The organism is Streptomyces sp. NPDC107575, assembly GCF_055657265.1.
The window spans coordinates 825142-839321 of sequence record NZ_JBVKBG010000005.1 but is presented as its reverse complement, the minus strand read 5'-3'; the positions used below and the strand labels follow the sequence as shown (position 1 = coordinate 839321).

Genomic DNA, 14180 nt, shown 5'->3' with positions numbered 1-14180 from the left:
CCCCACGCCCTGTTCCCCTCGAGGTCCGCATCCATGATTGAGATACCCGAGCTGGCCGCGGGCGCGCTGGCCGCCGGGACCGTTTCGGCGTTCGCGCTCGGCGGCGGCCTCGTCAAGGCCCGTCAACGCGGCGGCAGGCAGCGCGTCGAAGCCGCGTCGCTCCGCTCCCGCCTGGAAGTGTCCCGCCTGGAGCTGGAGGCGTCCCGTGAGGAGGCCGAGGCCGCCCGCGAGGAACTCGACGAGCTGACCGCGGCGTTCGCCTCCGAGATCGCCCACCTGTCCGGCACCCGCATGCCGGCCACGGCCACCCACGCCGCCCACCCGCACTACCAGGTGCCCGGCCCCCTGCAGCCCGACCTCGGCGGCAAGGAACTCACCGAGGGCCTCGACGCCGTGCTCGACGGGCTGCGCACCGCCATCGCCCAGGAGCGCAAGCGCGTCGACGCCGCCGCCCGCGCCGGAATGCGCGGCGCCACCCGCGAGATCCAGGCGGGCCTGTACCGGCTGCAGGACGTCCTGCGCGGCCTCCAGGAGCGCTACGACGACCCGGAGTTGGCGCAGACCTTGTTCGCGCTCGACCACGAGAACGAGCAGTCGCTGCGCCGCGCGCAGGTCGCCGCCGTGGTCTGCGGCGCCTGGGTCGGCCTCGCCCGCGGCGAGTCGCACCTGGTGGAGGCCGTCACCGGCGGCCAGTCCCGGCTCGCCGGATACGAGCGGGTGGAGATCCACAACCACCTCGAGAACGGCACAGGGCTGATCTCGCACGCCGTCGAGCCGGTCGCCATCATCGTCGCCGAACTCCTCGACAACGCGCTGCGGCACTCCTCGCCCGACACCTCCGTGGGCGTGCACCTCGAACGCGTCCACCACGGTGTCAGCGTGACCGTCGACGACGCCGGTGTCGGCATGAGCTCCGACGAACGGGCCCACGCCCAGCGGATGGTGGCGGGGGAGGAGCCCATCCTCCTGTCGGAGCTCGGCGACCCGCCGCGCATGGGCCTCGCCGCGATCGGCCAGCTCACCCGCCAGTTCGACCTGTCCGTCGACCTGTCGTCGCCCTCCCCGTACGGCGGCGTCCGTGCCGTCCTGCTCGTACGGGACCACCTCCTGTGCACGATCGCCCCCGAGGAGCGCAGGCCCGCCGCCGCGGCGCCCCGGTCGACGCGCGAGGCCGCCGACGACACCGGCACCACCCACGCCCTCGCGGCGGACGAGACCCCGGCGGCCCCGGCCCCTGCGGTGCAGCCCGCCCGCCCCGACACCCCGCCCACCGACGGCGACGAGCTGCCCCGGCGCCGCCGCCGGGTCCGCACCGACGCGCAGCCCGCCCCGGGCGCCGCGCAGGCGAAGCCACGCCCCGCCGCGCACCGCAGCCCCGAGGAGCAGGCCGCCGCGCTCGGCGCCCTGCAGGCGGCCACCGCCGCGGCGCGGGAGGAGCGGCCCGCACAGCAACCGCACGACACCGCCGGCGACCGCCCCGGCACCGGCGAGCACAGTGAAGGGAACACCCCCGATGAGTAGCCGCGACCTCGGCGACAGCGCTTGGGTCCTCGATCCGATCCTGGAGATCCCGCACGTCCAGGCCGCCGTCCTGCTCACCAGGGACGGACTGGTCTCCGGATACACCGAGGCGCTGACGCAGGCGTCCGCGGAGCGTGTCGCCGCCATCACCAGCACCGTGCAGGGCGCCTGTCGCACCGCGGCGGCCGCCTTCGCCGACCAGGAGTCCGCGGACGTACGCCAGGTGGTCATCGAGTCCGACCACGGCTACATCCTCGTCGCGCCCACCGCGCACGGCACGTGTGTGGCCGCCTTCGGTGACCCCGAGGTCCGGCTCGACCTGCTCGGACACCGGGTGCACTCGCAGGTCGCCAGGCTCGGCGAGAAGGCCATGGCGGCCGCGCCCCGTGCTGCCGACGGCGGCACCGGGGAATGACGGGCCGCCGGAGCGGCAGGCCGCTGGTCCCCGCCTACCTCGCCACCGGCGGGGTCGCGCGGCCGAGCCGCAACAGCCTGGAGCGGCTCTCCGTCCTGACGGGCGTCGGCGCGCCCTGGCCCGCCGCTCTGCCCGCCGCACAGCACGCCCTGCTGCGCACCCTGGACGGCGGCTCGCTCACGGTGGTCGAGTCCGCCGCCCTGCTCGAACTGCCGGTCTCCGCCGTACGGGTGCTCGCCGCCGCACTGATCGACCAGGGGCTCGTGGGCGCCCGCCCGCCGGTCCCGCCCGCCGCGCAGCCCGATCCCGACCTGCTGAAGAGAGTCGCCGATGGCCTCCGCGCCCTCAAGCGCTGAGCCCGCGTCCGCGGGCGCCCACAGCTCCGTACATCTCCCGGACACCGCGCGGGAGTTGGTGAAGATCCTGGTCACCGGTCCGTTCGGGGTGGGCAAGACCACCCTGATCGACTCCGTCTCCGAGATCCGCCCGCTGCACACCGAGGAGCAGCTCACCGAGGCCTCGGTGGCCGTCGACGACCTCGCGGGCGTGCGGGAGAAGAAGACCACGACCGTCGCCATCGACTTCGGGCGGATCAGCCTCAAGGGCGGGGCCGTGCTCTACCTGTTCGGCACCCCCGGGCAGGAGCGCTTCCGCGCGCTGTGGGACGACATCGCGTACGGCGCGCTCGGCGCCCTCGTGCTGGTCGACACCCGCAGGATCGACGAGTCCTTCGACGCCCTCGGCCTCGTCGAGGAGTCCGGGCTGCCCTACGCCGTCGCCCTCAACACCTTCCCGGACAGCCGCAGTTACACCGAGGAGCAGATCCGGGTCTCCCTCGACCTGGACCCGGACACCCCGATGGTGGTCTGCGACGCCCGTGACACGCACTCCTCCGTCGACGCGCTGCTCGCCCTCGTGCAGCACCTGATCGACCGCAGCATCCCGGAGCCCCGATGACGTATCCCGCGCAGGCCGAGGCCTTCCACCTGTCGGCGCCGGTCCGCCTGTGGGAGGACGGTTTCGCCGCCGACCCGCACAGCTACTACGCGGCCCTGCGCGCCCAGGGCCCGGTCGGCCACGCCGAACTCGCCCCCGGCGTCCCCGCGTACGTCGTCACCGACCGGCGGGCCGCTCTCGACCTGCTGCACGACACCGAGGCCTGGTCGCACGACCCGAGGGCGTGGGAGGAGAGCGTCGACGGTGACGCCCCGATCCTCGGCATGATGCGCTGGCGGCCCAACGCCCTGTTCAACGACGGCGACCTGCACGTGCGCTACCGGCGCTCCCTGTCCGACGCCTTCGACCTGGTGGAGCCGCACGACCTGCGCGAGCGGGTGCACCACGCCGTGGACGTGCTGGCCGCCCGGATGGCGCCGCGGGGCCGTGCCGACCTGGTGAGCGAGTTCGCCCGCCCGCTGATGTCGCTGGTCTTCAACAACCTCTTCGGGCTGCCGGACCACGAGAGCGACCGGCTCCAGGACGCGATCGCCCGCGTGATGGACGGCGGCGAGGACGCCGCGCGCGGCGAGGAGGAGTTCGGCCGCTACATCCTGGACCTCGTCGCCGCCAAGAGCGCCGAGCGCGGCCAGGACCTCACCAGCTGGCTGCTCGACCACCCCCTCGGCCTCACCCCCGAGGAGGTCACCTGGCAGGTCTTCCTCATGCTCGGCGCGGGCCACGAGCCCACCGCCAACCTCGTCTCCAACTCCCTGTCGCGGATCCTCGGCAACCCGGCGTACTACTCGACGCTGACCAGCGGATCCCGGCCGGTCATGGACGCGGTCGTCGAGGTCCTGCGCCACGAGACGCCGCTCGCCAACTACGGCATCCACTTCGCCCGCAAGCCGCTCACCTTCCACGGTGTGTGGGTGCGCGCCGCCGTCCCCGTCGTCATCTCCTACGGGGCCCTCGGGCACACCGCGGAGGAGGCGGCCGCACAGTCCTCGGCCCCGCGCCACCCGCAGGACGCCTCGCACCTGTCCTGGTCGGCGGGGGAGCACTCCTGCCCGGTCAAGCAGCACACCCTGCTCATCGCCACCGAGGCCATCGAGCGCCTCACCCAGTGGCTGCCCGACCTCGAGCCGGTCACCCCGCGCGATCAACTGACGTGGCGCACAGGCCCGTTCCACCGCTCCCTGACGGAACTGCCCGTCCGCTTCGTCCCCCGTACCGCATCCCAGTCAGGAGCAGCCGAGTGACCGAGACCGCGTCTTCGCCCCGTATCGCCATCGACCCGTTCGGCGCCGACCTGCCGGCCGAGGCCGCCAGACTGCGCGAGGCGGGATCCGTGGTCCCCGTCGACCTGCCCGGCGGCATCCCGGCCTGGGCGCCCACCCGCTACGACACGCTGCGCTCGCTGATCCTGAACCCGCAGGTGAGCAAGGACCCGCGCAAGCACTGGTCGCTGTGGCCCGAGGTCGGCGAACACCCCGAGTGGGGCTGGGTGCTCGGCTGGGTCGGCGTGGTCAACATGCTCTCCACCTACGGATCCGACCACACGCGGCTTCGCAAGCTCGTCGCCCCCAGCTTCACCGCCCGCCGCACCGAGGCGATGCGCCCCCGCGTCGAGGACATCACCGAGACACTCCTCAAGGCCCTCGACACGGCGGCGCCCGGCGAGGTCGTGGACCTGCGCCCCACCTACGCCAACCCGCTGCCGATGCAGCTGATCTGCGAACTCTTCGGCGTCCCTGACGAGTTGCTCGGGCCGGTGGAGCGGCTCGTCGACGCCATCATGGACACCTCCGACCCGAGCCCCGAGCACGGCGCGTTCGTGCAGGAGCAGATCGGCACCGTGCTCCCGGCGATCATCGCCCACCGCGTCGAGCACCCCGGCGACGACATGACCACCGAGCTGCTGCGGGTGCGCGCGGAGGACGGCGACCGGCTCAGCGAGGAGGAGCTGCTCTACACGCTCCTCCTGGTCATCGGCGCGGGCTTCGAGACGACCGTCAACCTGATCGGCAACGCGGTCGTCGCCCTGCTCACCCACCCCGAGCAGCTCGCCGCCGTCCGCGCGGGCGAGATCTCCTGGGACGCCGTCATCGACGAGACGCTGCGCGTGCACCCCTCCATCGCCAGCCTGCCCCTGCGCTTCGCGGTCACCGACGTGACGGTCGACGGTGTCACCATCCCGGCGGGCGACGCCATCCTCACCACGTACGCCGCCTCGGGCTACGACCCCGAGCACTACGGCCCCACGGCCGACGAGTTCGACGCGACGCACGCCGCCGACGACCACATGTCCTTCGGCATCGGCGTCCACCGCTGCATCGGCGCCCCGCTGGCCCGCCTGGAGGCCCGCACCGCGCTGCCCGCCCTCTTCGACCGCTACCCGGACCTGCGGCTCGCGGTGGCTCCCGAAGAGCTGCGCCAGGTCCCGTCGTTCATCGCCTACGGCTGGCAGGAGATCCCGGTCCACCTGCGCGGCTGACTCAGGTGTGCAGCTGGGCGCGGAAGTCCTGGGGGTCGACGGCGGGGCCGTCGACTTTCACGACGGGCACGACCTCGTCGTCGTACCAGCACACGGGCGTACCCACGACACCGTAGGACCCGAAGTCCCCCACGGCCCGGCCCGCCCAGTCGCCGTAGGTGTCGTCGATGACCTTCTGGTCGAAGCCGGGGGAGCGCAGCCCGTTGACCTTGCTCGCCAGGGACAGCAGCACCTGCGGCTGGGCGAAGTCGTCGTTGCCCGGCGGGAACGGCTGCGCGTCGAACAGCACGGCCAGGTAGTCCAGGAACTGCCGCCGCCCCACGTCGCTCGCCGCGGCGAGGGCACTCAGGCCGCGCACCGATCCGCTGCCGCCGACCGTGTCGTCGAGCGTGGCCGAGAAGTGGAACATGACCACGTACGAGCCCTCGTCGGCGCCCTGCCGCATGGTGTCGAGCAGGCTGTCCGCCATGCGGTGGCTCGCACGGTCCCGCAGCTCGAGGAACACCTGGAGCTTGTGGGGACTGCCCAGGCTTCCGTAGTACAGAACGGTGTCGTCCGAGCCTGTGGTGTTCGCCGGATTCATGTACAAAAGGGTCCCATAACGCCATGAAACGCGCCGGTGTGCCGACCCGCCCCAGGGCCGTGCACGACCACGACGGCCGGGAGAGGACGAAGCGATGGGGAGCACCGACCAGCCCCGGGCACACACCGGACACAGCCACCTGTTCCCCGGAGCACGGATCCGGGTGGAGGGTCTCGACGCCCCGGCGGCACACCTCGACACCCCGCAACCGCTGAGCTTCGTCGTGCGCTTCGCGGACGACGAGGAGGCCGCCGCCGAGGTCCTCGTGCCCGGGGACGGCCGACCGGAGTCGACCGTGCTCGCCGTCGAGGCCCACACCAGCCGCGCGGGGACGGCACTGCCCGCCCAGTCCTGGATGATCAAGGAATACCTGCTCGACGGCGGCGCGCTCGTACTGCGCCTGGGCGTGCGGCTCACGTGACGCCACCGGATGCAGACGGTCGAAACCTGGGTGAGCATGGTCGAACTGCCCTCGATCCGCTGGGGAGCCATGACCGGCCTCATCGACGGGACGACGGGCACATGACGTCGACCCAGAGGAGAAACCATGGTTTCCGACCAGGACGCGAACGAGCACGAGGGCCCCGCCGACGGCGGAGCGGCCGGAGTGCCGGGCGTGCACGACGGTGGCGCGGACGGCGGTGCCGAGGGGCCCGCTGACGGCGGTGCGGCCGGGCAGCCCGGTGTGCACGACGGCGGTGCGGACGGCGGTGCCGAAGGGCCTGCTGACGGTGGTGCGGCCGGGCAGCCGGGTGTGCACGACGGTGGTGCGGACGGCGGCGGTAACGCCTCTTGACCGCTCCTCGGACCGGGCTCCGGAATCCGGGTGGCTCAGTGGGCGCCGGGATTCTGGAGAGCCGTCTGACCGGCCTCGCCTTCGAGGAGTTCGCCCACAAGGTGTGGTCCCGCACTGCCCTGCTCACGCACGCCGCGAGCGACTTCTCCGATGTGTTCGGTGCCGACGCCGTGGACGAACTCGTCTCCAGCCGCGGACTGCGCACGCCGTTCCTCCGCGTGGCCAAGGACGGCGCCGTGCTCCCCGAGTCGTCGTACACCTCGTCCGGCGGCGTCGGCGCGACCATCGCGGACCAGTTGGACGACACCGCGCTGTGGCGGCTGTTCGCGGACGGCGCCACGCTCGTCCTCCAGGCGCTGCAGCGCACCTGGGCCCCGGTCGGTGACCTGTGCGCGGAGCTGAGCGCCGAGCTGGGGCACCCCGTGCAGGCCAACGCGTACATCACCCCACCGCTGAACCGGGGCTTCGACGACCACTACGACGTCCACGACGTGTTCGTCGTCCAGATCCAGGGCCGCAAACGCTGGATCGTCCACGAGCCCGTGCACCCCGACCCGCTGCGCGACCAGCCCTGGACCGACCGCCGCGACGCCGTCGCCGAGGCCGCGCGCGCACCCGCGTACATCGACACCGTCCTTGAACCCGGCGATGTGCTGTACCTCCCGCGCGGCTGGCTGCACGCCGCCGAGGCGCAGGGCGAGGTCTCGGTCCATCTGACCCTGGGCGTGCACGTCTGGACCCGGTACACGCTGGCCGAACGGCTCGCCGAGGCGGCTCTCGCCGCGATGCGCGACGACCCCGACACGCGCGCCTCGCTGCCGCTGGGCGCCGCGGCGGGGGCCGGCGCGATCGACGACATCAGGGAACGCCTCACCGCCGCCGTCGCCGAGGCCGACCCCACCCCGCTGTTCCACCGCGCCCGCCGGGGCGGGGCACGCCCCGCCCCGCTCGGCCCGCTGGCCCAGCTCGCCGCCGTCGACACCCTCGACGCCCGGTCGCCGGTGCGCCTGAGGGCGGCACTCGAAGCCAGATGGGAGGGCACACGCCTGACGACCCGGGTGGGCTGGCTCGACTTCCCGCAGAGCGACAGGGCCGCCGTGAACGGCCTGCTCGACGGCGAGGTCCGGGCGGCGGGCGACATCGGCCTGGCCCTCGCCGAACGACTGCTGCGCGCGGGCGTCCTGGTACCCGCCGGACGGTAGCCGCCCCGTGCCTCCCGCCGACCGCTTCTTCTGCGCCGAGGCCGCCCGCATCCGCGGCGACTCCCTCGCGGGCACGGCGCCGCGCGGCGCCGTCTGGGTGCTCGTCGAGTACCGGGGCGCCTGGCCCACCAACGGCTTCGACGGCATCGGCCTCGACCCGGAGGTCAAGGCACATGTCTGGAACGCCGCCCACGCGGTCAGGGCCCGCATCCTCCTGGTGCGACGGACCGCCCGCCCCCGCCCCGAAGGACCCGGCCGCTGGGCCGTGTTGCACCACGAACCGTCCGGCGCGTACCGGCAGCGCTGGGGGACCTGGACCCGCGACGCCGATCTGCTGGAGATCGCCGAGGCCCTGCGGACACCGGGCGGGCTCGACCACCCGCCGGTCGTCCTGGTCTGCGTCCACGGCCAGCACGACATCTGTTGCGCGGTGCGCGGACGCCCCGTCGCGAAGGCGCTGAGCGCGCTGTGGCCGAACCTCGTCTGGGAGTGCACCCACGTCGGAGGGGACCGCTTCGCCGCCAACGTCGTCGTCGTACCGGACGGGGTGTACTACGGCGACCTCGACCCGGACTCGGCCGCCGAGGTCGTCGAGGAGCATCTGGCCGGGCGCATCCACGCCCGGCACCTGCGGGGGTACACGGACCTCGCACCGCCCCAACAGGCCGCCGTCACCGCCCTGCTCGCGCACTTCGGCCCGTCCGGCCGTCACGACTACACCGTCACCGGCACGGCCCGCGACGGCGACGTGTGGCGCGTCCGCGTCGAACTCCACGCGCCGCGGCCGACCGCCTTCGACATCGACGTGCACGCCCACCGCACGGCCCCGCACCGGCTGACCTGCCGGGGCCCGCAACCGAGCGCCACCGTCGCCTACGAGGCGCGCTCGATCCGGCCCGTCTGAAGCGGTCCTTGCTCCTGGAGAACGCCGCGCCCATACGGGCGCTGCCCGTATCCGGCCACTAGCCTGCCCCGATGATTACCTGCGTAGTGGAGTACGTGATCGACCCGGCACAGACCGAGGCATTCGAACGGTTCGGGCGGCGCTGGATGGAACTGGTCGATCGGCACGGCGGTACGCACCACGGCTACTTCCTGCCGGCGGAGGGGGCCAGCGACAAGGCGCTCGCCCTGTTCAGCTTCCCGAGCCTGGCCGCGTACGAGGAGTACCGCTCGTTGTTCGGCCGGGACCCGGAGTTCGTGGAGGCCGACCGGATCAGGGACGAGAGCGGCTGCGTGCTGCGCTACGACCGCAGCTTCATGCGGCCCCTGCTGCCCCAGGATCCGGGTCGCGCACCGTCGTCGGCCGCGTGGTCCTGAGACCGCGCGGCCGGACCGTCAGGCCGCCGGTACCACCGTCACCTTCACGTGCTTCATGATCGGCTGGTCGCTCTGCGTGCTGTGATCGCCGATCGCGCAGAGGACGTTCATCTCCGGCATGTAACCGGCCGCGCAGCCGCGCGGGATGTCGTACGGGACGGCCAGATAGCCCTTGAGGGCGCGCTTGCTGCCGTCGCGGGCCGTGCTCGTGATGTCGACCGGGTCGAACTCGGCGATGCCGCGCTCGCGCATGTCGTCCTGGTTGAGGAAGACCAGCGTGCGCAGGTTCTTGATGCCCCGGTAGCGGTCGTTGTCGGAGTAGATGGTGGTGTTCCACTGGTCGTGGGAGCGCATCGTGCCCAGGGCCAGGGTGCCCGGCTCCGGGATCACGTCGGGGAGCGGGGCCGCGGAGAACTCGGCGCGGCCCGAGTCCGTGAGGAAGACCAGTTCGCGGGCGGGCTGCTTGATGCGGAAGCCGAGCGGCAGGCGCACCCGCCGGTTGCAGTCCTCGAACCCGTCGATGACCTGCGCCATGGTGTCGCGGACACGGTCGTAGTCCTCGACGTACCACTCCCAGGGTGTGCCGCTGTCGGGCAGCGTGGCGCGTGCCATCCCGGAGATGATCGCCGGCTCGGACAGCAGGTGCTCGGACGCCGGGCGCTTCATGCCGACGGACAGGTGCACCATGCTCATCGAGTCCTCGACCGACGTGGACTGCAGGCCGCTGCGCTGTTCGTCCTTCTCGGTGCGGCCCAGGCACGGCAGGATCAACGCCCGGCGCCCGTGCACGAGATGGCTCCGGTTGAGCTTGGTGCTCACCTGCACCGTCAGCTCGCAGGTCCGCAACGCCTCGTACGTGTAAGGGGTGTCGGGCGCCGCGAGCGCGAAGTTGCCGCCCATGCCGACGAACACCTTCACGTCGCCGCGCCGCATCGCCTCGATGGTGCCGACCGTGTCGAGCCCGTGGGCACGCGGCGCGTCGATGTCGCAGGCCTCCGCGAGCCGCGCGAGGAACGCGTCGGTGGGGCGGTGGTCGATGCCGCAGGTCCGGTTGCCCTGGACGTTGCTGTGGCCGCGCACGGGGGAGGGGCCCGCGCCCTCGCGGCCCAGATTGCCGCGCAGCAGAAGGACGTTGACGATCTCGCGGACCGTGTCGACGCCGTGCTCGTGCTGGGTCACGCCCAGGCACCAGCTGATGATGCTGCGGTCCGCGTCGCGGTAGACACGGGCCGCCTTGAGGATGTCCTCGCGGCTCAGCCCCGACTGGCGCTCGATCTCGTCCCAGGGCGTCGCCTCGCACAGCTCCCGGTAGGCGTCGAAGCCGTCGGTGTGCCGGTCGATGAACTCCCGGTCCAGGGCCTTGGGGTCGGACGTCGACTGTTCGAGGACCGCCTTGGCGATGCCGCGCAGGAACGCCATGTCGCCGCCGATGCGCACCTGGAGGTTCAGGGTGCTGGTGCGCGTTGCCTTGTTGAGCGCCATGTCCTTGAAGTCGTGCGGGATGATCGTGCGGGTCGCCGCCGCCTCGACGAGCGGGTTGATGTGCACCACCTGCGCGCCGCGGGCGTAGGCCTCGGCGAGCGCGGTCAGCATCCGCGGCGCGTTGGAGGCCGCGTTGACCCCCATGATGAACAGGGCGTCCGTGCTCTCCCAGTCCGCCAGGTCGCACGTCCCCTTGCCGGTGCCGAGAGAGGCCTGCAACGCCCGGCCGCTCGCCTCGTGGCACATGTTGGAGCAGTCCGGCAGGTTGTTCGTGCCGAACTCGCGCGCCCACAACTGGTAGAGGAACGTGGCCTCGTTGCCGAGCCGCCCGGACGTGTAGAACGAGGCCTGGTTCGGGTTGTCGAGGCCCCGCAGGGTGCGGCCCACCAGCTCGAAGGCGTCCTTCCAGCTGATGGGGACGTAGTGGTCGCTCTCCGGGTCGTAACTCATGGGCTCGGTCAGCCGGCCCTGGTCCTCCAGCGCGAAGTCGCTCCACTGCGACAGCTCGCTCACCGAGTGCTGGGCGAAGAACTCACGGCCGACCCGCTTGCGCGTCATCTCCCACGAGACGTGCTTGATGCCGTTCTCGCAGATGTCCAGGTGCAGGCCCTTGCGGTCGTCGGGCCAGGCGCAGCCGGGACAGTCGAAGCCGCCGTTCTCGTGGTTCATCTTGAGGATCGCCCGGGGGCCGTCGAGCAGTTCGCGCTCACGCACCAGGAACCGGGTGACGCTCTTGGCGGCTCCCCAACCCGCGGCCGGGTGGTGGTACGGGGCGAAGTCCGGCTGGCCTTCGGGCTCCGGGCCCACCTGCGACTCGGGTGCTTCCTTGCCGTCCTGGGAGGCGTTCACTGGGCTCGTTCCTTCTCGGCGGAGTTCGTGCTCGTACGGATCGTGCAGTGCAGGGTGTCGTTCTGTACGTCGGCGACGATGGTGTCGCCCGGCTCGGCCTCGCCGCCCAGCAGCAGCGACGCGATGCGGTTGTCGAGCTCGGTCTGGATGGTGCGGCGCAGCGGGCGCGCGCCGAACTCCGGCTGGTGGCCGTGCGCGATGAGCAGCTTCTTGGCCGCCTCGGTGACCTCCAGGTTCAGCCCCTGCGCGTGCACCCGGTGCTCGCTCTGGGCCAGCAGGTGGTCGACGATCTGCCCGAGGTCGTCCTCGGTGAGGCTGTGGAAGACGATGATGTCGTCGATGCGGTTGAGGAACTCCGGCAGGAAGCGGCCCCGCAGCTCCTCCATCAGCTCGTCCTTGAGCTCCGCGGCGTCGCCCTGGTGGGCGAGGATGCGGTGGGCGCCGATGTTCGACGTCATGATGACCACGCAGTGCCGGAAGTCGACGGTGCGGCCCTGGGAGTCGGTGAGCCGGCCGTCGTCGAGGATCTGCAGCAGCGTGTTGAAGATGTCCGGGTGCGCCTTCTCGACCTCGTCGAACAGGACGACGCTGTACGGCTGGCGGCGCACCTTCTCGGTGAGCTGGCCCGCCTCGTCGTAGCCGACGTAGCCGGGAGGGGCACCGACCAGACGCGCGACGGTGTGCTTCTCCTGGAACTCGCTCATGTCGAAGCGGACCATCCGGCTCTCGTCGCCGAACAGCAACTCCGCGAGTGTCTTGGCCAGTTCGGTCTTGCCGACACCGGTCGGGCCGAGGAAGAGGAAGGAGCCGACGGGCCGGTTCGGGTCGCCCATGCCCGCGCGGTTGCGGCGCACGGCCTGCGAGACAGCGGTGACCGCCTCGTCCTGCCCGACGATGCGGGCGTGCATCTCCTCCTCCAGCTTCAGCAGCCGCTCCTTCTCGCCCGCCGTCAGCTGGGCGACCGGGATGCCGGTGCGGCGCGAGACGATGTCGGCGATGTCGTCGGCCGTCACCGAGACGACGCCCTCGCGGCGCTCCTCGATCCCGGCGACCTCGCCCTCGACCTCGGCGATCTGCTTCTTCAGCTCGGAGGCCTTCTCGAAGTCCTCGGAGGCGACGGCCTGGTCCTTCTCGCGGGTCAGCTTGGCGATCCGGTCCTCGCGCTCGACGACCTCGGTGGAGCGGCTCGCGGAACGCAGCCGCACCCGGGCACCCGCCTGATCCATCAGGTCGATGGCCTTGTCGGGCAGGAACCGGTCGCTGACGTAGCGGTCGGACAGCTCGGCCGCGGCCGCCAACGCGCCGTCGGCGAAGCGGACTTGGTGGTGTGCCTCGTAGGCGTCGCGCAGCCCCTCCAGGATCTGCACGGTCTCCTCGACCGTCGGCTCCGGGATCAGTACGGGCTGGAAGCGGCGCTCCAGGGCCGCGTCCTTCTCGATGTGCTTGCGGTACTCGTCGATGGTGGTGGCGCCGACGACGTGCAACTCGCCCCGTGCAAGGGCCGGTTTGAGCATGTTGCCCGCGTCCATGGAGCCCTCGCCGGTGGCGCCCGCGCCGACGACGGTGTGCAGCTCGTCGATGAACAGGATGATGTCGCCGCCCGCGTTCTGGACGTCCTCGATGACCTTCTTCAGGCGCTCCTCGAACTGGCCGCGGTACTGCGCACCCGCCACCATCCCCGACAGGTCGAGGGCGACGACCCGCTTGTCCTTGAGCGTGCCGGGCACCTCGCCCGCGACGATGCGCTGCGCGAGTCCCTCGACGATGGCGGTCTTGCCGACACCGGGCTCACCGATCAGCACCGGGTTGTTCTTCGAGCGCCGGGAGAGGATCTCCACGGTCTGCTCGATCTCCTCGGCCCGGCCGACGACCGGGTCGAGCTTGCCGGCCCTGGCCTCCTCGGTGAGGTCGCGCCCGAACTCGTCGAGCGTCGTGGACGCCCCCGACGTACCGCTGCCGCCGCTCCCGCCGCCGGTGTCCGCCCTGGTCGCCTGATCGGTGGCGTCCGTCAGCCGGTTCAGGTCGAGTCCCGCCGCGCTCAGCAGCCGCGCGGCCCCGGTCGCCGGGTCGGAGAGGAGGGCGCCGAGGATGTGCTCGGGCCCGATGTAGGAGACACCCGCCGCCTGCGACTGGGCGTGGGCGGCGGCCAGCGAACGCTTGGCCGCCGGGGTCAGACCCGGCTCCGCCGACGGCTGTCCGGCCTCCTGCGGCAGGACCTTGGCGATCTCCTCGGCGAGCCGGTCGGGGTCGACGCCGGCCTGTTCGAGCACCCGGCGCGACGGCTGCACCTTGGTCGTCGCCCACAGCAGATGTTCGGTGTCCAGGTCGGAGGTGCCGTCCTCGTGCGCCTTCTGCGCGGCCAGGTTCAGCAGTTCCTGGGACGACTCGGTGAGCAGCCGGCCAATGGGCACGCGCTGCACCGCGGGCGGTGAACTCGCGGGGGACGTACCGAAGAACCGGTTGAACATTTCACTGAAAGGGTCCGAGGGACCGAACCCGAACGGCGACATCGACATGGTGACTCCAGGTGCGCAATGGGTTTGTCCAAGCCAACCCCCGCCCTTGACCCCTCGCAAGCT

Annotated in this window: 14 protein-coding genes; 11 read left to right on the top strand and 3 right to left on the bottom strand. The window is 72.1% G+C overall.

Going from position 1 to position 14180, the window contains the following annotated elements:
* The first annotated feature begins 33 nt into the window (after positions 1–33).
* The 6 genes from ACZ7L4_RS28595 to ACZ7L4_RS28570 are packed head-to-tail and all read left to right on the top strand — an operon-like array spanning position 34 to position 5369.
* Positions 34–1521 carry an ATP-binding protein gene (locus ACZ7L4_RS28595; RefSeq protein WP_472107021.1) on the top strand — a complete coding sequence of 496 codons (1488 nt, stop codon included), beginning with the start codon at positions 34–36 and terminating at the stop codon, positions 1519–1521.
* Entirely contained in the window at positions 1514–1936 is a 423-nt protein-coding gene (locus ACZ7L4_RS28590) for a roadblock/LC7 domain-containing protein (RefSeq protein ID WP_472107019.1), read from the top strand. The genes ACZ7L4_RS28595 and ACZ7L4_RS28590 overlap by 8 nt, the downstream gene beginning before the upstream one ends.
* Entirely contained in the window at positions 1933–2292 is a 360-nt protein-coding gene (locus ACZ7L4_RS28585) for a DUF742 domain-containing protein (protein WP_472107018.1), read from the top strand. Before ACZ7L4_RS28590 ends, ACZ7L4_RS28585 begins: the two co-directional genes overlap by 4 nt.
* On the top strand, positions 2267–2893 hold the full coding sequence (locus ACZ7L4_RS28580; RefSeq protein ID WP_472107016.1) for a GTP-binding protein: 627 nt from the start codon (positions 2267–2269) through the stop codon (positions 2891–2893). The genes ACZ7L4_RS28585 and ACZ7L4_RS28580 overlap by 26 nt, the downstream gene beginning before the upstream one ends.
* The gene (locus ACZ7L4_RS28575; RefSeq protein ID WP_472107014.1) at positions 2890–4134 is read left to right on the top strand and encodes a cytochrome P450 family protein; all 1245 of its coding nucleotides are present in this window, start codon (positions 2890–2892) and stop codon (positions 4132–4134) included. The genes ACZ7L4_RS28580 and ACZ7L4_RS28575 overlap by 4 nt, the downstream gene beginning before the upstream one ends.
* Positions 4131–5369 (top strand): cytochrome P450 family protein, encoded by a 1239-nt coding sequence (locus ACZ7L4_RS28570; protein WP_472107012.1) that lies wholly within the window; start codon positions 4131–4133, stop codon positions 5367–5369. Before ACZ7L4_RS28575 ends, ACZ7L4_RS28570 begins: the two co-directional genes overlap by 4 nt.
* Before the next feature lies 1 nt (position 5370).
* Here ACZ7L4_RS28570 and ACZ7L4_RS28565 read toward each other — a convergent pair whose 3' ends face one another.
* On the bottom strand, positions 5371–5952 hold the full coding sequence (locus ACZ7L4_RS28565) for a DsbA family protein (protein ID WP_472107010.1): 582 nt from the start codon (positions 5950–5952) through the stop codon (positions 5371–5373).
* A gap of 94 nt (positions 5953–6046) precedes the next feature.
* Here ACZ7L4_RS28565 and ACZ7L4_RS28560 point away from each other — a divergent pair, with 94 nt between their 5' ends.
* From ACZ7L4_RS28560 to ACZ7L4_RS28540, 5 genes are all read left to right on the top strand, one after another.
* A complete protein-coding gene (locus tag ACZ7L4_RS28560; RefSeq protein WP_472107008.1) occupies positions 6047–6373 on the top strand; it encodes a hypothetical protein in 327 nt (108 codons plus the stop codon).
* A gap of 126 nt (positions 6374–6499) precedes the next feature.
* A complete protein-coding gene (locus tag ACZ7L4_RS28555; protein ID WP_472107007.1) occupies positions 6500–6748 on the top strand; it encodes a BatC protein in 249 nt (82 codons plus the stop codon).
* Complete coding sequence (locus tag ACZ7L4_RS28550) at positions 6745–7950, top strand: cupin domain-containing protein (RefSeq protein ID WP_472107005.1); 1206 nt, start codon at positions 6745–6747, stop codon at positions 7948–7950. The genes ACZ7L4_RS28555 and ACZ7L4_RS28550 overlap by 4 nt, the downstream gene beginning before the upstream one ends.
* Positions 7951–7957: 7 nt before the next feature.
* Positions 7958–8854, top strand: a complete 897-nt coding sequence (locus ACZ7L4_RS28545) for a sucrase ferredoxin (protein WP_472107003.1) — start codon at positions 7958–7960, stop codon at positions 8852–8854.
* A gap of 71 nt (positions 8855–8925) precedes the next feature.
* A complete protein-coding gene (locus ACZ7L4_RS28540) occupies positions 8926–9270 on the top strand; it encodes an NIPSNAP family protein (protein WP_472107001.1) in 345 nt (114 codons plus the stop codon).
* A gap of 18 nt (positions 9271–9288) precedes the next feature.
* On the opposite strand, the gene ACZ7L4_RS28535 is transcribed toward ACZ7L4_RS28540, so the two are convergent.
* Positions 9289–11601: an FdhF/YdeP family oxidoreductase gene (locus tag ACZ7L4_RS28535; RefSeq protein ID WP_472106999.1), complete on the bottom strand. Its 2313-nt coding sequence runs from the start codon at positions 11599–11601 to the stop codon at positions 9289–9291.
* Complete coding sequence (locus tag ACZ7L4_RS28530; protein WP_472106997.1) at positions 11598–14117, bottom strand: ATP-dependent Clp protease ATP-binding subunit; 2520 nt, start codon at positions 14115–14117, stop codon at positions 11598–11600. The genes ACZ7L4_RS28535 and ACZ7L4_RS28530 overlap by 4 nt, the downstream gene beginning before the upstream one ends.
* Between the last annotated feature and the right edge of the window lie 63 nt (positions 14118–14180).

Excerpts from the sequence above, each read along its gene's own strand:
- ACZ7L4_RS28580 (WP_472107016.1), top strand. The coding sequence starts at position 2,267 with ATGGCCTCCGCGCCCTCAAGCGCTGAGCCCGCGTCCGCGGGCGCCCAC.
- ACZ7L4_RS28595 (WP_472107021.1), top strand. The coding sequence starts at position 34 with ATGATTGAGATACCCGAGCTGGCCGCGGGCGCGCTGGCCGCCGGGACC.
- ACZ7L4_RS28560 (WP_472107008.1), top strand. The coding sequence starts at position 6,047 with ATGGGGAGCACCGACCAGCCCCGGGCACACACCGGACACAGCCACCTG.
- ACZ7L4_RS28540 (WP_472107001.1), top strand. The coding sequence starts at position 8,926 with ATGATTACCTGCGTAGTGGAGTACGTGATCGACCCGGCACAGACCGAG.
- ACZ7L4_RS28555 (WP_472107007.1), top strand. The coding sequence starts at position 6,500 with ATGGTTTCCGACCAGGACGCGAACGAGCACGAGGGCCCCGCCGACGGC.
- ACZ7L4_RS28590 (WP_472107019.1), top strand. The coding sequence starts at position 1,514 with ATGAGTAGCCGCGACCTCGGCGACAGCGCTTGGGTCCTCGATCCGATC.
- ACZ7L4_RS28565 (WP_472107010.1), bottom strand. The coding sequence starts at position 5,952 with ATGAATCCGGCGAACACCACAGGCTCGGACGACACCGTTCTGTACTAC.
- ACZ7L4_RS28585 (WP_472107018.1), top strand. The coding sequence starts at position 1,933 with ATGACGGGCCGCCGGAGCGGCAGGCCGCTGGTCCCCGCCTACCTCGCC.
- ACZ7L4_RS28575 (WP_472107014.1), top strand. The coding sequence starts at position 2,890 with ATGACGTATCCCGCGCAGGCCGAGGCCTTCCACCTGTCGGCGCCGGTC.
- ACZ7L4_RS28530 (WP_472106997.1), bottom strand. The coding sequence starts at position 14,117 with ATGTCGATGTCGCCGTTCGGGTTCGGTCCCTCGGACCCTTTCAGTGAA.